This window comes from Streptomyces sp. NPDC014676 (assembly GCF_043084105.1).
GTDB lineage: Bacteria > Actinomycetota > Actinomycetes > Streptomycetales > Streptomycetaceae > Streptomyces.
Window position 1 is genome coordinate 65,683 of record NZ_JBIBZI010000021.1, and the last position, 19,631, is coordinate 85,313.

A 19,631-nucleotide genomic window follows, 5' to 3' on the forward strand; every position below is an offset into this window, starting at 1 on the left:
CGCCGAGCACCGCCTCGCCATCCCACGCGACGTCAGCGCCGAATCCATCCGCACCGCTTTCGGCCTTCACAGCACACTGCCACGTCAGGTGCGGCTTGATTTCCTGGAGCGTCCCCTGCCGTCAAGCACCCGCTGAGCTGGACGGGCCACCCCCGGATCGCCTAGTACTGACTTCGGCTCGTCAGGGTGACGCTGGGTCGTCGAGGGTCAGGCCGGTTCCCGCTATGAAGCCGTCGAGGGTGCCGGACCCGTACTGAAGGCGCTTGAGCCGGTTGCGTACGAGTGCTTCGAGCCGGTCGAGGGCGATGACGGCGAGGTTGGCCAGGCTGCGTTTGACGTGGGCCCATACCCACTCGACGGGGTTGAGGTCGGGTGAGTAGGCGGGCAGGAGGAACACGGTCAGCCATTTCCGCTCGGCGATCAGCTTGCCCATGGCGTGGGAGACGTGGGTGTTCAGGCGGTCCCAGACCAGCACGATGGGTGCCTTGACGAGCTGGTGGACGCCGTCGATCAGGGCGATGAAGTCCCGCTCCCCCATGCTGCGGCGCATGCTCTTGCCCGCTCGGTGGGTGCGCAGGCGGTGGCACAGCCGGATGCGCGAGCCCGGCCGTGTCGCGATCAGCCCGGCCACCGACAGACGCCCCGAGCGGCGCCCGCTCACCGTCACGACCGGGGTGCGCCCTCTGCCCCAGGTCCGTCCCCGGGGCGGCTTCCGGGTGAACCCTGCTTCGTCCTCGAAGCAGATGTAGCCCCCGCAGGCCGCCCGAGGCAGTGAAGGCCGTCTGGCCTCGAACGATTGTGCAGACCTGCGTCGTTCACCTGCTGCGGAACTCCTTCCGGCACGCGGCCCGCCAGAACTGGGACAAGATCGCCAAAGCGTTGAAGCCCGTCTACACCGCACCGAACGAGAACGCCGCGACCGGGCGGTTCAGCGAGTTCCAGGAAACTTGGGGAAGAAGTACCCGGCGGTAATCCGGCTCTGGGAGAACGCCTGGGCCGAGTTCGTGCCCTTCCTCTCCTTCGACGTCGAGATCCGCAAGGTGATCTGCTCGACGAATGCGATCGAGTCCGTCAACGCCCGCATACGCAAGGCCGTTCGCGCCCGCGGCCACTTCCCCAACGAGGCCGCGGCCATGAAGTGCGTCTACATGGCGCTGATGAGCCTGGACCCGACCGGCAAGGGCCGCAAGCGATGGACCATGCGCTGGAAGGCACCCCTGAACGCCTTCCAGATCGCCTTCGAAGGCCGGCTCACCCCGGCCGCCAACTGACCCCTACAAAACTGGATCAGCCGTCTACTGGACACACCCCCAGATGGGCAAGGTCGTGCAGGCACAGAAGGAACTGGCGGTCTCCCTCCGGGGGCGACCGGGGATCGCAACCTCGGATGGCACGCACCGGCCGGCGGTACGGCCACGGAGCTGGCGGTCGCCCTCCGGGGCGACCGAGGATCGCAACACGATCAACGAGAACGGGGTGCAGCTCGCTCCGGTAGTGGCGGTCGCCCAGGGCTGGGGGTGTGGACGGACCGCGACGGCGCACGGGTGCCGGTGAGCCGGCTGGAAAGCTCCACCGGAGCCGAGCACTGCGGCTGGCAGTCGGTCCGCTTCCTCACCCTGGGCGGCCGCACGTACGTCCGTGATCCCGAGGGTGTGCTCGCCCGTGACGGGCTGCTCAGCGCGCCGTACCGCAAGCAGGTCCGCATGCCCGCGGGCGCCCGCGACACCGGGTACCACTACCGTGACCGGCACCTGTGGCTGACGGAGGACCGGGACACCGCCTACGTCCGCACGTCCTCCGGAGTGGAGGCCTGGCCCCGGGCGGCGCGGGAGGTCGCCCGCAAGTGACCGGTCACCGGCTTCGGTGCAGTGCGACCAGCAACTGCCAGATCTGGTCCGCGACTTCCTCCGGCGCGGCCCGCAGCAGCCCGTGCAGCCAGTCCGCGAGGACACCCGCGAAGGTCGCCGCCACCGCCGACGCGACCAGCGGGGCGTCAGCCGCGCCGGCCAGTTCGCGCTCCTCGAGGCTGCGGGCCCGCAGGTCCCGGTGCAGCACCCGGCCGAGCGGCCCGCCGCCGCCCGGCGCGAGCAGCGACCGGTACAGGGCCGCGTGCGGGGCCAGACCGGTGAAGAACTCCCGCAGCGCGGCCGGGGCGTGGACCGGATCGGGCCGCCCCCGCCAGGCGTGCAGCGCGTCCACCGCCTGCCGTACGACGTCCGCGCACGCGTCGACCGCCAGCGCCTCGATGCCGTCGTAGTGCACATAGAACGTGGCCCGGCCCACCCCGGCCCGGCGCACCAGCGCGGCCACGGCGACCTCCGCCGGCGGTCGCTCGGCGCACTCGGCGAGCAGGGCGGCGCGCAGCCTGGCGCGGGTGCGCGCCGCCCTCGGGTCCTCGTGCGGCGCCCGGCTCATCGTGCAGCGAGGACGGCGGCCAGCGCGAGCGCGCCGGGCAGCGCCTGGGCGAACAGGATGCGGCGGTTGGCCGTGGTGGCGCCGAACACGCCCGCCACCACCACGCAGGACAGGAAGAACACCTGGACCCGGAAGCCAGTCGGGTCGGCGGCGAGAAGCCCCCACACCAGTCCGGCCGCGAGGAAGCCGTTGTAGAGGCCCTGGTTGGCGGCCAGCGGAGCGGTCACCCGGGCCGTCTCCGGGTCGAACCCGTGCAGCCCCCGCCCCGGCTTCCGCTGCCACAGGAACATCTCCAGCACCAGGATGTACATGTGCAACACGGCCACCAGGCCGACCAGCACGTTCGCCACGATTTCCATGAGCAGCGAGCCCTCCTCTTCTTGGACAGGTGTCCAGAATAACTGGACACCTGTCCAAGAAATTACCGGGTCCCGCCACCCCTCTGGTGGCAGCACGACTGACACCCGTCACCCGGTGGCACCCGCCCCAGCACGAAGATGAACTCAATGCCTCTGCAGCCGACGTCATAGGACTGCGTCATGGTGCTTCCCACCGCGGCGGACGGCGCTGCCAGACCGTGCCGCCGGAGCCACTCGTCGCATGGACATCCCGCTGCCGAACCTTGATCCGCGGACAACGCAGTCGTCAGGCTCCAGTGCTTGCGGCAGGATCAAGCAGATCGACATGGTGGGGAGAGACCAATGATCACTGTCACCCAGGGAGTGAAGGTCACCTCGAAGTGCGTGGCTTGTGCTGGCGTGCTGGTCCGCGATGTCGGTCAGTTCATCGACCGGAGACAGCTTCGTTGGGGCATCGAAGGGCGATGCCAGGATTGCCCCAACGCGTGGTGCGAGACGGGCGTAGGCCCACCTCCCCAAGAAGTCAGACAGGCACTGCTGGCCGAGCACGGGGCCGCCCGGCTTCGCCTGGCAACCAAAGAGGCCAGTCTCGTTCCCGTCTTGCGAGCCCTGCGCGAGATGAGCCACATGTCGCTGGGCGAAGCCCGGCTGGCAGCGGCCGCCCTGAACGGAGACGGCCTCGTCGGCACCTCCGTGGAGATGGCACACCTGGCGGAAGGACTTGGCAAGCGGTCCATCACCACGACCCTGACTGCGTCGCCCGCTTGACCGCCCCGCAAAGCCGCTCGGACAGATGACAGACGGCACCAGGAATCGGTGAGACGGGCCAAAGACCTCGGGGCGCCGCCATGACGGCCCGGGGTCCTTCTGTGCGCTGGTGTACCGCCAGATCAAAGACCTGCGGTCCGCGGCGTCACGCCCACTCCACGCCCAGCTCCCGCAGCGCGTTCCGCTGCTCAGCCGTGAGCTTGTCACGCCGGGTCTTGGTGCTGGAGACCCATACGCCTAGCTTCACGATCATCGGCTCCGCCTCGCCGCCGACCGTGATCTCCTCGGCGTGCCCGCGGGGCACCGGGCGGTGGGCACCTTCCCGCTCCACCCACTGGGCGAGGGCTGCCAGACCGCGCTGGAACGCCTGCTGCGCTTTGCTCGGGCCCTTTGCCGCGCCGGCCGCCGCCGCGCCGGCCGCCGCCGCGCCGGCCGCCGCCGGGGCCGCCTCCGCCGGGGCGGGGGACTGGGCCTCGAGCGGCTTGACGCCCAACACGGTCAGCCGTTCCTGCTGCTCGGTCGACAACTGCTTCCAGGTGCCGGTCTGTTTCTGCCGCTTCAGCCAGCGTCCGAGGTCGTCGCCGTCCATCAGCACGCCGGGTTCGATGTCGGGCAGGCTGCCGTCGGCGTCGACCAGGTCGTCTAGGGCGTGTGGCGGAAGTGCCGACCGTGCAGCACAACGATGTCTGATTACCGCCAGCAAGGTCCTGCTGTGGTCCTCATGCTGGCGGCATGACGATGTCATCCACTACGGAGTCAGCAACAGTTCTCACCGGCATGTATGCGGCTGAGGCGGAGTACCTGGAGGCGGGAGGCCCTGGCGAGGCTTCGTTCGACCTCCTCGCCCCCTTCTTTGCGCCGGATGTCGAGCTGCATCAAGCAGATGCCCTGCCCTACGGAGGCACTTGGCGTGGGCACAACGGCATGACGCAGTTCTTCCTCATGATGGGAGAGGTGTGGGAGTCGTTCGAGATGGTGGAACAGGAGTTCCTGGCCACCGGTGAGACTGCGGTCGTGCTCACAAAGGTCCGTGCTCGCGCTCGCGCGACCGGCCGTGAACTCAGCTTCCCCATTCTGCAAGCGATCACGGTCAAGGACGGGCGGATCACCGAGGTCCGTCCGTTCTACTGGGACACGCGGGCTATCGCCGATGCCTGCGCCGTGCCGACACCAACAGACTGAGGTCGACGACAAAACCCACTGGTCACAGCCACTCGGTGAGGACTGCCACCAGCACGGTCGCCTCGTAACGGACGGCAAGCTTGTCGTATCTCGTGGCCACGGCCCGGTGGCGCTTGAGGCGGTTGATCCCGCATTCGACCGCGTGGCGCTCGCGGTAGTCGGTCTTGTCGAACTTCGGCGGCCGACCGCCTCGGGAGCCGAGTTTCTGGCGGTTGCGAACTCGGCCCGCCGGGACCGGGATGGTCGCCTTGATACCGCGTCTTCGCAGGTAGGCCCGGTTGCGGCGGGAGTCGTACGCCTTGTCGGCCCGCACACGGTTCGGTCGCTTACGGGGTCGACCAGGACCGATCCGCGGCACCCGGATCGCGTCCGGGACGGACTCGAACTGCGGAGAGTCGCCTCGCTGCCCGGCCGTGATCAGCACCGACAGAGGCTTCTGCCCCTGCTCGACGGCAAGATGGATCTTGGTCGTCAGACCGCCTCGGGAGCGTCCGAGGCCGTGGTCGGCCGGCTCGACGGCAATGCCGCCGGGCGGCTCCTTTTGCAGGTCCCCTTTTCGCCGCCCCGGCCGCGTGCTGGTGGGCCCGGCAGACGGTGGAGTCGACGTTCACGTCCCAGGTGATCAGGCCCTTCGCATCCGCCTCGGCCTGGAGGTGGGTGACGATCCTGGCCCAGGTGCCATCCCGCTGCCAGCGGCGGAACAGGTCGTAGACCCGGTCCCAGGGCCCGTAGCGTTCCGGCACATCGCGCCAGGGAGCACCTGTCCGGGTCCGCCACCGTATGCCGTCTATCAGCTGCCGCCGCGTCCACACCGGCGGACGGCCCGGCTTGATGCCCTGTGGCAACAACGGCTCCAGCCGGGCCCACTGGCCATTCGTCAGATCACCACGTCCCACAGAGCGTGATCATCTACGACCAAGATCCACTTTCGCAACAGACCCTAGCGGCGCACCCAGGCAGTGGTGGATGCCGTGGCCGAACGCCACGTGGCCGCGGGCGTCACGGAGGATGTCGAAGCGGTCGGGCTCGGGAAGCGTTCAAGACCATCCGCTGAACGTAGGGACTCAAGCAGGCGAAGCAGGTCACGCCGGGACAAGGCCACCGTGCACCCCCTGGGATCGAACCGCCCGTTCACTCCGGACAGTTGCACGGTGGCCTGCCGGTCGAGCAGGGAGCAGACACCGGCAGACGGTGCACCCCAGGGAGCAGAACCCGCGCACTCAACCGCGGAGATCCCCTACACCACACAGCGGGACACCATCGGTTCCTCTGTGTGCGAGCTGTGGAATGCCGCGGTGCTGCTCTGTTCCCTTCCTTCCGCAGGGCAGCAATCGGATCGTTTTCGTTCTGCGGTTCGTTCCACCAAGCCTGTCACTTAAGGATCTTGTGAATGTCGGTGCCGAGGTTCAGGTCACAGAAGCCGGTTTTTACGTCCTCCGGCAGTGTTGTCCCTGTGTCATTGAGTCGCTGCGCTGCCGGGCCTGTCAACTGTCCGTGACTGTCGATGTCGATCGAGAAAACCGGCCTGTTGACGAAGCCGGGGGGCGACAGCGGCTCGAGCGAATTCGTCCGCCATGTGATGGTGCCGGACATGTTGACCGCCCACACCGGGCCGTTCGCAACAAGTCCAAAGATCAGCGATCGTGACCCGGGTGATCTCAAAATCTTCTGCAGTGCCTTGAACTCTTCGGTGACCGGCCGGTCCCAGAGGCGCACGGCCGGGCGGACCTTGTCGGCGAATGCTGCCAGAAGATCTTCCTCATCCTGCCCGACAGGCGCCGACTCGAGCGATCCAGCCTGCAAGACATCTGGTGCCTGCACAAACTCCTCGCGCTGGAGAGGGCCGTGATCCAGGAGCAGCAAGTGCTCCGTGTCCGGTGCGGCGGTGGCCACCTGCTTCCGCATGAGCTCTTTCACCTCGCCTGGATGGGTTGGTTCTGCCCCCGTGCGGGATGCTTCGAGGAACGCGACCGGCTCCGGCCTCGGGAACGCAGCAGAAGGTAGCGCTTCCTTAGGAGCGATCTGTTGGTCCGACGGAGTGAAAGAATCCATGGGTATCACATCGGCCACCTTTCGGCCGGCCTCCGAGTTTGGCACAGGTCGCTGTAGTGAGAGGGGTGCGCTCACTGCCCGGCTGATTTCGCGTCCCAAGTCGTCTCCGGCGGCCCACAACGATTGGGCGAGGAGATTCAGCAGGTCGGCAAAGGTAGAAAGCCAAGCGCGGCGATGCTGTGAATTCAGGAGGAGATCCGGGGACTTGTCCAGCTTCTCGATATGGGAAACTGTTTTCGATGCCGTTGTCAGAAGATCCGCGAATCGGCCTGTCCCGCGCAACTCCTGCCCTGCGTCCGTCAGGATTTTTCCGGAGGTGATCAAACTTCTTCGGAATGACTTGTTCTGTACGGCGGTCGATTCCTCGCCGACTCGTATGACTGCCTGATATATGCTGAGCAGAGATGCGTGCATATCTGCTATTCGGTCAACGGCACCCATATAATGCTGGGGCGGCATCGAAAATTTCAGGAGCGAACTGTTGTAATGTGCGGCTTTTCCGTACTCGATGGCCAAAGCGCTCAGAATGCGCCCGTTCAGTGATATGTGTTCAGGTCGGTAGGGCGCTCCCCGCACTTCGAAGAGTACGGCTTTATTCTGCTCGTCCACCCCCATGGCACCCATGCCGTAGTCGACGTCCAAATCGCCGGAATGCGGGGGGATCCCTGGTGGAGGAGACAGCAGGTCTTTTCTGATCGATCCGTCGGCACGCCCGTATACGATCGACTTCAGCCAGTCCGATACGGTTGGTCCACTAATAGGGGAGTTTTTCAGTGGCGCCTTGTAGGGCGTTCGGAAGACCAGCTTTTCGGCATCAATTCCAAGCGCTTCCATAAGAATGGGCAGGGTGCTCTCGTCGTCGGGAACGATCAGCTCTCCGATCTGCTGGCGATCCACCGGGCTGAGTAGCCTGTCATAAATCGACGTGAAGTCGCTTCGCGACATCATCCGGAACAGTGAGTGAACCGTTCCACCATGGTGCGACCGGGCATCGGCGCGCTCAAGATACATGGTGATAAGTTCGATGAAGCCGCGCGCATCCGGAGACAGGGGTGTCGAGTGCCTGGTGGAGCGGAGTTCCTCTATGCGGGCCACCTTCCGGTGGATGGTGGCAGCCTGGTTCGCAGTTAGCAGGTCATCGATGGCGGCGGCGACATCAGCAAGAACAACACCGTAAGTGACCTGCAGGCGCCCACCGAACTGCAGGTCGTGGACGGTGGCGATCTGGTCCTTGAGCACGGTGTAGGGACGAAGGGATCCAGTGGCAGCTTCTGAGATCACGACCTGCCGCGATCCCTTGGACAGAGCGAGGGTCCTCATTCGGTTTACGATCCCGATGATGTCTTCACCGGCGCTTATAATGTCGCGCAAATCGCTCATCGGTGCGAACACGAATTCCAAATTCGAAACAGCACCGCTACGGTCTGTCTCCAGTCGCCAACCCGTTCCCTGAACGAGGATTTCACCTCTGGATGGGTAGTCCAGGTTGACTCCCGGGATTTCGATTTCAAAACCAACCTTGGCTATCAGTGACGGTGACGTCTCCTGTACCGTGCCGGAGCTGACAGCGGCCACTGAGGGCCGCTGCTCGAAGTGAGTTTCGATGGCGTGCTGTCCTGCAGCGCCGGCAGGCTGGGCGCCAGACAAGCGGTGGTTCCTCCACCAGTCGTCGAAGAGGCCGCTCGCATATCGATCCTGGGCCTGGCCGGACTCGGCGGCCCCTAGCTGGCCCGGTGTCAGGTGCGAGGCCAGCATTTCGTCCAACAACTGAACTTGGGAGTCGTCCAGGACCACCTGCTTGACATTCTCCTTGAACGCTGCCAGGTCATCGAGTGCGGCGTCATCGGACACCATCGCGTCGGCCAGTTGCGTGATCCGCGCTCGCAGGGATGAACGTAGTCCGTTGATCATGCTGTCAGCGGTGTTCGCCATGTAAAGGGTGACATCAGGCATAGCACCGTGCCGCAGGGTATCGCTGCTCTTAGCAATGTCCGCAGCGAGGAATCCCTCAGGCGCGATGGAATCAGTCGTGGCCGCCGGAGCCGGTACCGTGCTGTTCTCGCTGGGAGTATTCTCGACGATTATGGCGGTTGGCGTTCCGGTTACCCGATAAAAAATGCGCAGTTCTGGGTACAACATGGATGCGTCTTTGATCAGAAACTCGTTGGTGGCGGACGCACCCATCTTGTGCGGGAACTTCAGCAGCCCCTGGCTGACAACTGAAGTCCGTCCAGGCTTGATCGACTTGTGGTCTTGACCCCGTAGGGACTGATACAAATGGGCGAATGTCGGAACCCCAAGAAGAACCCTATTAAGAAGCATCTGCCGCAAGGGATGAGCTGTGTCCACACAGTCATAGTCAAGGCACACAGAACAAACATCATATGTTTGAGCTTTGGATGCGTTGTCCGCGACGTAGACGCCTTGACCAAGTGGTCCGTACCTTGGCTTTTCGATTGTTCCCTTGTTTGCAGAAAGATCAGGACGAAATCCATACTCCCTGATCTTGTCTATTACCTCCAGGGATGTTCCATGGAACAAGAAGACTTCTGCTCTGGAGTCTTCAGGAGTCGGGATCAATGCAGCTGGTCGGCGCGCATCAGATATATCACCTATATATTTTGAAAGTTGAACAGAACGTGCGGATCCATCCAAAAGGGGCGGCTCCCCCAGGGACCATTCGATCCTGTCAACAGCAACCTGTGGGGATGCTGAAAATCCGGATTCCTTTCTTTCGGTCATGGAATTCCTGAATGCCCTCTTGGCTGTGGAAAACCTTTCCCAAAGTGCCGGATTGGCGATTACCTCTATCTTTTCGATCTCCATGTGTCGCGACGTGGGCGGGGGCGGCCCACCTGGCTTTCCCTCGGAAAGCCTGTCCTGCAAGCGCTGTTTGTCCTGCTCTGAAAGTTTCAGGTTCGGATCGGCGAGCTTCTTTCGTATGGCTTCCATTCGTGTATTTTCGCCAGCCTGTGAGGTGTACGGGGAGAGCTGTTGCGAGGCGCTGACATACCGCTGAACCGCCTCGAACACGGGATGCTCGCGAGGAAGATCGGCATAAGATACACCATTATTGTCTTTGCGCCACTCCAGATCGCCCCAATAGTGTGGAATTTCGACGGAACCTGCAAGATCGAGGATTTCTGCAACGTCGGAGGAAATCCTGGCCGAGTTGGAAATTTCCTCGGCCAGAGATTCTACGCGCCTCTTAAGCTCCGCAACTGCCTCACGGCGGACAGATTTGGATTTTGATTTTTCCCACGCTTGGATCGCTTCCAGTGCGACATGTGCGCGATATCTGTCTTTGGGGAAAATGCTGAGTTCATTGATGGCGGTGTCGATTTCGCGCAGCGCCTCCGAACGACCCTTTCCGGAGGCAGTGGAATAAGTCTTCCAATTTTTTAGAAATTCGATGATCGAATGATGGGCCTGGGCGGTTGTCTTTACGGCAGCGGCCGCTGTCGCTTTGTTCGCCTCATTAGCGGGAGTCTGAGCGGACAGCGCCGTCTCTGCTGAACGGAGTTCCCTCCGCTCCTTAGAAATGGGAGCCAGGCCGCCGAGGACTGCATTGGCAAGAGCTTGCTCGGAAGATACTTCTTCAGCCGGATGCGGTTCGAAGCCTGCGGAGGAAGTTACTTCTGCTGCATGGGATGAGGCAGGAGTGCGGTCATCGGGCAGCAGGATCTGTTTGGGTGCGAGAGGGGCGACGGGCCCCTTGGCGATTTGCCCGGACACCGACGTGTGGCGAGAGGTGTCATTGCCTTCCCGGTGGGAGGAGGCGGGGCCGTCCAGGAACGCCCGAGGCCGAGCAGTGCTGTGACTCGTTGCCCGCATGCCTCCCGGCAGGCCCGCTACCGTCCGCGTGCCGAATGCGGTACGCAGTTCTTCGGACAGCAGCCGTGCCGGCGACTCTTCCAAGGAGTCCGGGTGCGGCTCGCTGTGCACGCGTTCAGCGATCACAGCGGCCATGTCGTCAAAGAGCGCGGCATAGTCGGCTTCGGGCGAGCCCTCGGCGATGCCGGCGCGGTCGATCGGCGGGGGCTGATGGCGCCCGCTCATGAGCTCGGCAGCCTGTCCGAGAAGCTGTTCCCGCTTTGTTTCCGGCAGCGTCTCGAGGACTTCCCGGGCCTTGGTGAACCGGTCGGCCCAGCGGGCACGGACGTCCGGATCCACGGTCGGGTACACCGGACCGGAGTGAGTACGTTGGGACGGGTGAAAGACGTCGTCCGCTGTGCTCACCGGCGCCGGCTCGGTCCGGGCGGGCACGGCGAGACGGTTCATCCCAGCGCTGTGGCCAGTGCTCTCGGCAATGTCCCGCAGCCCAGGTGCCGTCTCCTCGACAGCGGCGGCCGTCGTCTTGACAGCAGAGAACTCATCAGCGTCACGTGTCACGGCGGCTGGGGCCTCGCCCGGACGGTGGGGGAGGATTCCATCACGCTCGGCAGCCCTCTGGACCACGTCCCCGTCCGGCAAGGCACTCATTTGTCGTTCCGCAGCCTCGGCGTTACTTTTCGCCGCGTAGTACGCGATGAGCATCTCCAGTTGCTTGACTTTGTCCGTGTGCTGCTTGATTTTTTTGGCTGTCTCCTTGTCTGCAACGAAGCAGAATCGATTTATCTCAGGCATTGTGATCTCCTTTATTTAGAGGATCACCGACTGGTTGGGGATGTCCCGGCATTGGCCGTCCCGCTTCCCTGACGCGAGGGGCGAGCGACGGATCTTCAGGAAGGACGAAGCCGCAGCAGGCGCAAAGCGCCGTGCGCGGTTGGGCATCACCGGCGCATCCGGTCGGTGCGTCAATACAACGGGATGCCGACGATCCGGGTTCAGTGTGACGTAGATTATATTTCGACATCCAGAGGTTCTTTGGTAGTACCTTTTAAGGTTTCCTTGGGATGCCGGAAATGGTGACAGCAGGTCGGATGGACCTTATGGGGGAGGTGCAGCGGCAACTACCGCCTTGGTCTCCGAACAAGACGCTGAAACGGCCCTCGATCCGCCGACGTGCCCGGACACGGAACGCCAATCAGCATCGATCACCGCACAGAAGACGGGACCACACCACTACCGGCTTCGTCGAAGAGCTACGTCAGACGCGCCGGTGTGCTGGAAAAAGGCCCCCATGTGCACCTTCTCCTGGGCATCGCAGACGTGCGGAGGGCCGCGGACTTGGTTGTACCCCTTGCTGCACCGCGGTTGGCCGGTGCCGTGGGTAGAACGGCCTGGGTGGCGTGCGCCGCCGACGCTGGCAACGTTCGGCTCATCGAGCGACCAGATATCCGGACTGGGGGTGGCAGGCCGTGACGGCGCGGGTCGGCCGGGCTGATTGCGGCCGGCCATGCTGGCGGTGGCTGTGTTCACCGTGGTGGCCGCCCTCGCGGCCTCAATCCTTGCCTGAACCATGCTCTCCAGGGGCACTGTCACGTTGACTGACCAGGTGGGATGATCTTCTGGTTGGTCATACCGGGGAGGGGTCGTCCGTGGACAGCGCGCCACCGTCGTACAAGGGGCACCGGTACCCGGTGGAGATCATCTCCCACTGTGTGTGGCTCTACCACCGCTTCCCGCTGTCGTTCCGGGAGGTCGAGGAGCTGCTGCTCGAGCGCGGCGTGTTCGTCTCCCACGAGACGGTCCGCCGCTGGTGCGCCAAGTTTGGGCAGGCCTACGCCAACGCGCTGCGCTGTCGGCGGCCTCGGCCTGGGGACAAATGGCATCTGGCCGAAATCTTCATCAGGATCAACGAAGAACGGAAGTACCTGTGGCGGGCCGTGGACCAGGACGGCAACGTGCTGGACATCCTCATGCAGAGCCGCCGGGACAAGGCCGCGGCCAGGCGCTTCTTCCGCAGGCTGCTGAAGAGGACCAGTGCGGTGCCGCGGGTGGTAATCACCGACAAGCTGCGTTCCTACGGCGCGGCCCACCGCGAGGTCATGCCCTCAGTCGAGCACCGCTCGCACAAAGGCCTCAACAACCGGGCCGAGAACAGCCACCAGCCCACCCGGCAGCGGGAACGCGCCATGAAAGGTTTCCGCTTGGCCGGCGCAGCCCAGCGGTTCCTGTCCGCGTTCAGCAGCATCTCACCCCACTTCCGGCCCCGCCGCCACCTGATGACCGCCACCGCTTACCGAGCCGAGATGACCCTCCGCTTCGCCATCTGGGAGCAGGTCACCGGCGCCGACAGCCGGCCCACCACGGCCTGAGCACAGGCCCCGAACCGGGCCCAACACACTCCGACGCACCATCAGACAGTCACGCACCCAACAACGTGACAACGCCTCTACAAGCCCTCCGGCAGCCGCGCGGACGTCCACGCCTACACCAAGACGGCCAACGACCGCGACGGCAACGGCTACATCAACTACCACGGCTGACCGGTAGTCGTCGCCGGCGCAGCGGCGCCCCATCCTGTTTCACGGGCAGGGCGTCGCCTGCCGCTTCCGGCCTTCGTAGAAGGTGATCATCGGCCGCCGTCTGACCGCCGCAGTCCTGACCGCGGTCCTGGCCATGCAGGCGTCGGTGGCCGAGTACCGGTAGCGCCGACCGAGCGTGCAGGTCCCTGACGTGCAGTACGACTCCCTGCCCCGTCCGCCGTGCTGGCCAGGCCGGGTGGGGGTACCCGGCCGCTCATGGACGTTTCCCTGTCGGTGGAAGTGCTGCCCGAGTCCACGCTCCGGGACATGGTGGACCTGCTGGTGAGACTGGTGGAGGCGGCCGGGGCCCTGATTATCTTCGTGGGGGCCGCCTGGGCGTTCGGCCACTTCCTCCTGGCAGGAATCCGTGGCGGCGGCGTGGGTCGCCAGTTCAACCGGATCCGGCTCTCTCTGGGCCGGTTCTTGGCGCTGGGCCTGGAGTTCCAGCTCGCCGGGGACGTGCTGCGCACCGCCATCGCGCCGAGCTTCACCGAGATCGGGCAGCTCGCCGCGATCGCCGCGATCCGGACCGCCCTGAACTACTTCCTCAGCCGGGAGATCGCCAACGAGCGCGCCGAGATCGAGCGCGAGCGCCGCAAGGAGGCGGACGGCTGCCGGGCCCCGGCGGGGCCGGTGTGACCGCCCTCCTGCACCTGGCCGCCCTCGCCGCTACCGCCTTCGGGCTCATCGCCGCCGCGGTGGTGTTCGCGGCGGCGAGGCGGCTGATGCCCGCACTGGCCGTTCTGCTGGACTTCCTCATCGCGGCAGGGCTGCTGAGGCTGGCGGGTGAGCCCAGCTGGGACGCCATCATGACGGCCACCGCCGTGATCGCCGTCCGCAAGCTCGTCACCGCAGGCCTGTACTTTTCCCCACCGCACTGACCAAGCGGGCCAACAGGCTGCGCCGGTGCGCGGCGAGCGGGGACGGCCCCTGCGATCTGTCGGGTCAGCCGGCCCTATGGAGCGTGCGGCTGCATGAGTTCCCGTACGCGGCCAGGACGGTATGAGCGGTCCGGCAGCGGGTAGATGGCCGATCGACTGGGGAGTGAAGCGCAAGGGCGGCGCGTACCTGTGGTGAGTACGCGCCGCCCTCGCACGCGTCATAACGCTGAGTTCGGCGACCTAAGCGATGTCCCGTAACTCCTGCTTCAGCCTGAGCAGGCTGCCAGCCTGGGACTGGTCGGATCCAATGTCTGTAGTGAAGGGGTCAGCTGCAGTCGGACGCGTCTTCCAGCAGGCGGTCGATGTGGCGTTGAAGGGTGGCCAGCGCGGTGGCTGGTGAGTGGTGGCCTGCCAGGACGTGGACCGTGAGGCCGTCGGCCACGGCGAGGAGCGTGTGTGCTTCGCGATCGGGGTCAAGGATCTCGGGGAATTCCCTGGTGTCCTGGCCGTAGCGAATGAGCCACGCAATGAGGCCGTGAAGCTTGGCATAGGTGTCGTGCAGGACGGCGGCCAGTTTCTCACTGACAGGGGCATGGGCGACGAAGGCCAGCCAGACATGGGCCTGTGCCTTCGATGCCTCATCCAGCAGGGCGAGTTCGGCCAAAGTGTGGGACAGCAGAGTCGACGCTGCTTGAGGGGTGGAGGTGGCGGCGATGCGCCGGTTGGCGCGTTCGCTGACGTCTCGGGAGATGTGCTCCAGCGCGAAGAGCAGCATGTCCTCCTTGGTGCGGAAGCACCGCTGGACAGCTCCCATGGACACGCTGGCCTGGGCGGCGACGTCACGGAGGCTGACCGCCTCCATGCCGGAGTGCGCGATCAGTGTGCAGACCGCCTCGGCGATCCGCCGACGTCGGTCCTCGTAGTCGACCTGTCTGGGCACGGTTTACTCCTCCCCGCGTTCTGATGCACTTGCATCATATCCAGCATGGCTGCACGATGTGATGCGAGCGCATCGAAACGAAGCGCGGACATCGGGAGGGAAAGCTCGTCATGGCGAATCAGCTCAAGCGGCCGGACAGCAGCACAGGTCAGGGGCTGCTGTGGCTGTTCGGTGCCATCCTTGTCATCCAGGGCTTCGGCTCGGCCATCACGGAGGCCGGATGGGATACGAGCTTTGGCGTCGCCGGCCTCATGCGGGCAGCCCATATGCCCGAGTGGACAGCCCTCCTGGTCGGCTTCGCGGGATTGGCCCTGCTGGGAATGGCGGCGCACCGTCACCACATGAGGAGGCGGGCGGACCGTCATCCGTGAAAGGTCCGCAGGCAACCGGCGAGCTGGGATGCTCCGGATGTGACTGGTGTGATCACGGCGTCGGAGCCGTCCTGGATAGCCCCGTTCTCCGGGCTGAGCCCTAGCGCCTTCGGCAAGCTGGTGACGGTTCTACGGCGCCAGGGCGCGGATGTGGTCCGCAAGGGCCGGCCGTGGAGCCTGCCTCTGGAGGACCGGGCCCTGCTGGTCGCGGCGTACTGGCGCACGAACCTGACAATGCGCCAGCTCGCCCCGCTGTTCGGGGTCTCCAAGTCGGCGGCGGACCGGATCATCGACCACCTCGGGCTAAGGCTCGCCCTCCAGTCCCGCAAGTGGTTCGCCAAGAACACTGTGCTCATCGTGGACGGCACCCTGGTCCCCACCCGCGACCACACCATCGCCGAGCGGTCGAAGAACTACCGGTACTCCACCAACCACCAGGTCGTCATCGACGCCGACACCCACTGCGTCGTCGTGGTCGGCCGGCCGCTCCCCGGGAACCGCAACGACTGCAAGGCATGGGAGGAATCCGGCGCTTAGTACTCCAGCCGCGGTTCGTGTCCTGAGCTGCGTTTTCGGTAGTGGCAGTGGCGGGCGACGGCCTGGCGGTGCCTTCTCCAGGCCGACCACTTCAGCGTGGGTGACGGGGTCGTGGACGGGGCAGGAGAGTGAGGGTTTTCCATCTTGATCAGTTGGCGAGTTCGAGGGCGACGACGGCTCGAACGACGGCGGTGATCCGGGTGGTGCTGCAGCGGAGCTTCCGCAGGATCCGCCAGCCCTTGAGGATCGCCATGGCTCGTTCACCGAGGCTGCGAATCCTGGCATGGTCCCGGTTGTGACGCCGGCGCCGACCGCGCGGATTCCTGCCCCGGAACGGGACACGGATAGCGGGGCCCGCACCCTGATACGCCCTGTCCGCCCAGCACTTGATGTCATCGGCGGCCAGAACGGCCGGGATGTCGTGGGTCCGGGCCGCGGTCAGGTCGTGGACGGCGCCGGGCAGCGCGTCCGAGGCCCAGATCAGGCGCCCGGCCGGGTCGGCGAGGACCTGCACGTTCATGCCATAGTGTTTCTTCTTTCCTGAGTAGTACGGGCGGTCGGCGGCGATGCGGTCGATGGACAGGAGCGTGCCGTCGAGGATCACGTACGCCTTCCTGCGGACCGTGTCCATGGCCTGCTCCAGCGTCGGAGCGAGCGGGGCGAGGAGGTCGACTGCCTCGCGGATGTAGCGGTAGACCGTCGCGATCCCGATACGGAAACCCGCGGCCAGGCGGGCGTAAGTGTCACCGCAGCGCAGGTGCGCGAGAACGAGCAGTGCCTGCCGACCGCAGGTGAGGTGGCGTCAGCGGGAGCCGATCCGACGCCGGTGCCCCGCGAGCAGACCGGCCAGCCGCTGCAGGGTGCGGCTGGACAGATCAATGGCAGATGGGTAGACAAGCACGAGAGCTCCTGGCGGACTGGTGATCTTGGTCGTGAACCCGTCTACCAGGAGCTTTCTTCGCGCCCGCCACCGGGACGCCGACCCAACCACCCGTCAGGTTGGAAGAGGCTCACTTCCTGATCGATCACCCGGGCTACCACAAGCTCATCACACACCTCTTCCAGCAAGGGTCTGATTATCTCGACACCGATGTCGTCTTCGGCACGAAGGAAGAACTGATCGTCAAGTTCGTCGAAAAGCCGGCCGGCGCGTCTCCTGACGGAGGAACGATCGACGAACCCTACTTGCACGCGGAGTTCGATTTCGTGCTGCAGCCCGGTGTCGACCAGGAGCCGCGTGTCTGACTTTTCAACGTACTTACTTCTGGGGGGCCTGACGTGCACGGCTCGACAGGCACGAAAAAGCCAGCTCCAAGGAGCCGGCCCCGGAACGACCCCACACAGCAAACGGACACGCTGATGCGTGGCCTGCGCCGTCGATGTCCGCGCCGATCTCACCCGCACCGGGCCGAAGAGGATGCGGTATTGGCCTCGCGCTTTCACGAGGCGGGGCGTCCGAGGCTTGACCAAATAAGCACGGAACGCTCCTGACCTGCAACGATGAGACTTGTCCAGGGCCCTGTCGGCCGCACCGGAAGAAGCACTCTCCAGGTGAAGAAGCGGATCGGGTCCTCCCCGCGGTCCGCGTCGAGGGCAGCGGCCGTCAGGTCGTCTCCCAGGCAGGGGGCGTGTGCTGGTCGAGACCGTCCGCGAGGCCGGCGAGACCACCGCCGCACTCGAACGACTTGCGCTCCTGCCCACCCCCGGCTGACCAGCGGATCCGCCTGTCCCTACGAGAAGAGGACCCCGCCCGGAGCAGCGGAACCCGGCGCCCGCCCGAGGCGGCACCGGGCCCTCGGGACGCCCGCCATCGGCCACCCAAAGCGAAACGGTCCACCGACTCCGTCGGCGGACCGTCATGCAAGCGCGAGGTCAACAGGTACCAGGCGACGGCTCCGCACGGAACGAAGAGACTTGATCGTTTATCCAACCGCCATCCCCAAGATTGGGAATCTTGGCGCCTGCGGCAATCCAGACCCAACGACCGTGAAAGTATTCATCGGCATAAATACAGACCGGGACCGACCCGATATTTTCCACCGAGCTGATACTGTCGTCAAGCACAGGCAGCAGTTTAGGCTTGATCCCCCCAACCGAGATGCAATTCACATAAAATGCATCCTTGCACAGCCTTGCGGCTACGGCACTTACGTTGAAATCGCCAGCGGTTGGGCTCGCCGCAAATCCGGACTCATTGCCCGACGCGGACACCGAAGAGACTAAAGCAAATTCCTGCGAACTGTCTTTGCCAAGAGCATCAGAAGTCCATCCCGAAAGCCCCACGGCCACAAAAATCGACGCAAGCGCCAAACTGGCCATCCTCACATTCCACCTGTGGTTGTTCACGCACTTCCCTCTCGATCTCGACTAAATAGGTGAGCTTGAGCCAGTAATCGCTCAAGTGAATGACTCATAGGTACAGGCAGATTCCCAGATGTGCAGCCCGGTCGGGCAGTAGCCCGGTTTCCGGCCGTCACGACCAGGTTCATTCCGGCAGAGCGAACCCGAGTTCCTTGGCGGTCGCTGCCATGCCGATACGATGCCAGCGCTGCACTACCTGTTCCGCCGTCGACAGCGATCGCAATTCGGCTCGGTCAATGTAAAGCGTTCCATTGAGATGGTCAATTTCATGTTGGGCGATCCGCGCACCGATACCTGTGTAGTTCTCCGTGCATTGCTTCCCGGTCTCGTCCTCGCGGCTGATCTGAATCTGCTCTGGACGTACGACCACCGCCTGCCAGCCCGATATGCTCAAACATCCCTCAAAGCTCGCCGCTCGTGTTTCGCCAAGCACCCTGTAAGAAGGATTTATCAGCACAGTGAACGGGATTGAAATTTGCTCGAATTTATTTGACCGAGCGATTCGGGCGGTCACCGGCTTCGGCTGCAGTGCCATTACCGCGATGCGCAAGGGCAGACCGATCTGCGGTGCAGCCAACCCCACGGCATTGGGCGTCTGCTCCATTGTGCTTCGCATCTTACTGATCAACCGCTCCATCAGCTCGTCATCGAGCTGCCCGGAGTATGGAGCGACAGTTTCCCTCAGAATCGGATCACCTGCTTGGACCATGGGTAGAGGACCCGATTCCTCAACGAGTGCCGCTACCTTGTCGGTGAGTTCACCGCTCCGCATGGTTACCTCTTCTGTCACTCGCCGGACGCTTTCAGTACGCGTTAATTGACGCCTACCGCGTCACCCCTTATCGACACGACGAGAACCAGGTGGCCGAGGCTCAAGCCGCCCCTCAAAAGTGATCGACAACACAGCGTGCGGTCCTCGGTCAGGTGTCATACACCGGTCATGTCCTCTCCCTGAGACGTCATCTCATTCGGCTCGGCGGGCTGTTGACCGTGGTGGGGATGGTCGAACGGCTGGTGCCGGGCGAGCTGTGGGAACTGTTCCGGCGCGGCATCCGGCACCGCATCGCCCGCAAGGGCGTCGAGACCTCACAGCGACTCGGCCGGCACCGCTGGACCATCGAACGCACCATGTCCTGGTTCGCCGGCTGCCGCCGGCTCCACCGCCGCTATGAGCGCAAGGCCGACCACTTCCCCGCCTTCACCAGCATCACCCGCACCCTCGTCCGCTACCGCGGACCCGCCGAATGACATGAGCTCTAACGAGTTGGTGTGTGATAGTGGGTGAGTCGTGTTTGCTCTGTTCACGGCGTTTGTTAAGCGGTGATGGTGCGGTCGGATACCAGGGTGGCGATGGC

General features: G+C 64.6%; 16 protein-coding genes and 6 pseudogenes. 12 read left to right on the forward strand and 10 right to left on the reverse strand.

Annotated features, from left to right (window positions below; all coding sequences use genetic code 11):
• Positions 1–181: 181 nt before the first annotated feature.
• Positions 182–901: a transposase gene (locus tag ACF1DX_RS36155; RefSeq protein ID WP_391795386.1), complete on the reverse strand. Its 720-nt coding sequence runs from the start codon at positions 899–901 to the stop codon at positions 182–184.
• Here ACF1DX_RS36155 and ACF1DX_RS36160 point away from each other — a divergent pair.
• Positions 799–1,271 (forward strand): annotated as a pseudogene (locus ACF1DX_RS36160) (transposase). The gene ACF1DX_RS36155 and the pseudogene ACF1DX_RS36160 overlap by 103 nt on opposite strands.
• A gap of 279 nt (positions 1,272–1,550) precedes the next feature.
• Positions 1,551–1,847 carry a hypothetical protein gene (locus ACF1DX_RS36165; RefSeq protein WP_391795387.1) on the forward strand — a complete coding sequence of 99 codons (297 nt, stop codon included), beginning with the start codon at positions 1,551–1,553 and terminating at the stop codon, positions 1,845–1,847.
• Between the two features lie 4 nt (positions 1,848–1,851).
• Here ACF1DX_RS36165 and ACF1DX_RS36170 read toward each other — a convergent pair whose 3' ends face one another.
• Positions 1,852–2,415 (reverse strand): TetR/AcrR family transcriptional regulator, encoded by a 564-nt coding sequence (locus tag ACF1DX_RS36170; RefSeq protein WP_391795388.1) that lies wholly within the window; start codon positions 2,413–2,415, stop codon positions 1,852–1,854.
• The gene (locus ACF1DX_RS36175; RefSeq protein WP_391795389.1) at positions 2,412–2,774 is read right to left on the reverse strand and encodes a DUF1304 domain-containing protein; all 363 of its coding nucleotides are present in this window, start codon (positions 2,772–2,774) and stop codon (positions 2,412–2,414) included. The genes ACF1DX_RS36170 and ACF1DX_RS36175 overlap by 4 nt, the downstream gene beginning before the upstream one ends.
• Positions 2,775–3,116: 342 nt before the next feature.
• Between ACF1DX_RS36175 and ACF1DX_RS36180 the strand changes: the two genes are divergently transcribed.
• A complete protein-coding gene (locus tag ACF1DX_RS36180) occupies positions 3,117–3,542 on the forward strand; it encodes a hypothetical protein (protein ID WP_391795390.1) in 426 nt (141 codons plus the stop codon).
• A gap of 145 nt (positions 3,543–3,687) precedes the next feature.
• Here ACF1DX_RS36180 and ACF1DX_RS36185 read toward each other — a convergent pair.
• Positions 3,688–4,188 (reverse strand): annotated as a pseudogene (locus tag ACF1DX_RS36185) (helicase associated domain-containing protein); the annotation flags it as partial.
• Positions 4,189–4,274: 86 nt separating this feature from the next.
• On the opposite strand from ACF1DX_RS36185, the gene ACF1DX_RS36190 reads away from it, so the two are divergent.
• Positions 4,275–4,724, forward strand: a complete 450-nt coding sequence (locus ACF1DX_RS36190) for a nuclear transport factor 2 family protein (protein WP_391795391.1) — start codon at positions 4,275–4,277, stop codon at positions 4,722–4,724.
• Between the two features lie 22 nt (positions 4,725–4,746).
• On the opposite strand, the gene ACF1DX_RS36195 is transcribed toward ACF1DX_RS36190, so the two are convergent.
• Together ACF1DX_RS36195 and ACF1DX_RS36200 are read right to left on the reverse strand one after the other, a co-directional pair.
• A protein-coding gene (locus tag ACF1DX_RS36195) for an IS5 family transposase (RefSeq protein WP_391795392.1) occupies positions 4,747–5,620 on the reverse strand; the annotation gives its coding sequence in 2 pieces (ribosomal slippage) (positions 4,747–5,245 and positions 5,244–5,620; 876 coding nt in all).
• A 475-nt stretch (positions 5,621–6,095) separates the two neighbouring features.
• The gene (locus ACF1DX_RS36200) at positions 6,096–11,402 is read right to left on the reverse strand and encodes a hypothetical protein (protein ID WP_391795393.1); all 5,307 of its coding nucleotides are present in this window, start codon (positions 11,400–11,402) and stop codon (positions 6,096–6,098) included.
• Between the two features lie 854 nt (positions 11,403–12,256).
• Between ACF1DX_RS36200 and ACF1DX_RS36205 the strand changes: the two genes are divergently transcribed.
• The 4 genes and pseudogenes from ACF1DX_RS36205 (at position 12,257) to ACF1DX_RS36220 (ending at position 14,067) form a co-directional block, all read left to right on the forward strand.
• Complete coding sequence (locus ACF1DX_RS36205) at positions 12,257–12,976, forward strand: IS6 family transposase (protein ID WP_391795394.1); 720 nt, start codon at positions 12,257–12,259, stop codon at positions 12,974–12,976.
• 75 nt (positions 12,977–13,051) lie between these two features.
• Positions 13,052–13,147: pseudogene (locus ACF1DX_RS36210) on the forward strand (lamin tail domain-containing protein); the annotation flags it as partial.
• Between the two features lie 255 nt (positions 13,148–13,402).
• Positions 13,403–13,825: a DUF1622 domain-containing protein gene (locus ACF1DX_RS36215; protein WP_391795395.1), complete on the forward strand. Its 423-nt coding sequence runs from the start codon at positions 13,403–13,405 to the stop codon at positions 13,823–13,825.
• Entirely contained in the window at positions 13,822–14,067 is a 246-nt protein-coding gene (locus tag ACF1DX_RS36220; protein WP_391795396.1) for a hypothetical protein, read from the forward strand. Before ACF1DX_RS36215 ends, ACF1DX_RS36220 begins: the two co-directional genes overlap by 4 nt.
• 325 nt (positions 14,068–14,392) lie before the next feature.
• Here the strand turns inward: ACF1DX_RS36220 and ACF1DX_RS36225 are convergent, their stop codons facing one another.
• Positions 14,393–15,007 (reverse strand): TetR/AcrR family transcriptional regulator, encoded by a 615-nt coding sequence (locus ACF1DX_RS36225; RefSeq protein WP_391795397.1) that lies wholly within the window; start codon positions 15,005–15,007, stop codon positions 14,393–14,395.
• Positions 15,008–15,117: 110 nt separating this feature from the next.
• On the opposite strand from ACF1DX_RS36225, the gene ACF1DX_RS36230 reads away from it, so the two are divergent.
• On the forward strand, positions 15,118–15,378 hold the full coding sequence (locus ACF1DX_RS36230) for a hypothetical protein (RefSeq protein WP_391795398.1): 261 nt from the start codon (positions 15,118–15,120) through the stop codon (positions 15,376–15,378).
• A gap of 39 nt (positions 15,379–15,417) precedes the next feature.
• Positions 15,418–15,912: pseudogene (locus tag ACF1DX_RS36235) on the forward strand (transposase family protein); the annotation flags it as partial.
• A 151-nt stretch (positions 15,913–16,063) separates the two neighbouring features.
• Here the strand turns inward: ACF1DX_RS36235 and ACF1DX_RS36240 are convergent.
• Positions 16,064–16,816, reverse strand: a pseudogene (locus tag ACF1DX_RS36240) (transposase family protein).
• A gap of 98 nt (positions 16,817–16,914) precedes the next feature.
• Here ACF1DX_RS36240 and ACF1DX_RS36245 point away from each other — a divergent pair.
• The gene (locus ACF1DX_RS36245; protein WP_391795399.1) at positions 16,915–17,160 is read left to right on the forward strand and encodes a hypothetical protein; all 246 of its coding nucleotides are present in this window, start codon (positions 16,915–16,917) and stop codon (positions 17,158–17,160) included.
• A 627-nt stretch (positions 17,161–17,787) separates the two neighbouring features.
• On the opposite strand, the gene ACF1DX_RS36250 is transcribed toward ACF1DX_RS36245, so the two are convergent.
• Together ACF1DX_RS36250 and ACF1DX_RS36255 are read right to left on the reverse strand one after the other, a co-directional pair.
• Positions 17,788–18,234, reverse strand: a complete 447-nt coding sequence (locus ACF1DX_RS36250) for a hypothetical protein (protein WP_391795400.1) — start codon at positions 18,232–18,234, stop codon at positions 17,788–17,790.
• 166 nt (positions 18,235–18,400) lie between these two features.
• Positions 18,401–19,066, reverse strand: coding sequence for a peptide deformylase (locus tag ACF1DX_RS36255; RefSeq protein ID WP_391795401.1), 666 nt, complete (start codon positions 19,064–19,066; stop codon positions 18,401–18,403).
• A gap of 245 nt (positions 19,067–19,311) precedes the next feature.
• On the opposite strand from ACF1DX_RS36255, the pseudogene ACF1DX_RS36260 reads away from it, so the two are divergent.
• A pseudogene (locus ACF1DX_RS36260) lies at positions 19,312–19,524 on the forward strand (transposase); the annotation flags it as partial.
• Between the last annotated feature and the right edge of the window lie 107 nt (positions 19,525–19,631).

Excerpts from the sequence above, each read along its gene's own strand:
- ACF1DX_RS36170 (WP_391795388.1), bottom strand. The coding sequence starts at position 2,415 with ATGAGCCGGGCGCCGCACGAGGACCCGAGGGCGGCGCGCACCCGCGCC.
- ACF1DX_RS36175 (WP_391795389.1), bottom strand. The coding sequence starts at position 2,774 with ATGGAAATCGTGGCGAACGTGCTGGTCGGCCTGGTGGCCGTGTTGCAC.
- ACF1DX_RS36180 (WP_391795390.1), top strand. The coding sequence starts at position 3,117 with ATGATCACTGTCACCCAGGGAGTGAAGGTCACCTCGAAGTGCGTGGCT.
- ACF1DX_RS36190 (WP_391795391.1), top strand. The coding sequence starts at position 4,275 with ATGACGATGTCATCCACTACGGAGTCAGCAACAGTTCTCACCGGCATG.
- ACF1DX_RS36200 (WP_391795393.1), bottom strand. The coding sequence starts at position 11,402 with ATGCCTGAGATAAATCGATTCTGCTTCGTTGCAGACAAGGAGACAGCC.
- ACF1DX_RS36215 (WP_391795395.1), top strand. The coding sequence starts at position 13,403 with ATGGACGTTTCCCTGTCGGTGGAAGTGCTGCCCGAGTCCACGCTCCGG.
- ACF1DX_RS36230 (WP_391795398.1), top strand. The coding sequence starts at position 15,118 with ATGGCGAATCAGCTCAAGCGGCCGGACAGCAGCACAGGTCAGGGGCTG.
- ACF1DX_RS36250 (WP_391795400.1), bottom strand. The coding sequence starts at position 18,234 with ATGGCCAGTTTGGCGCTTGCGTCGATTTTTGTGGCCGTGGGGCTTTCG.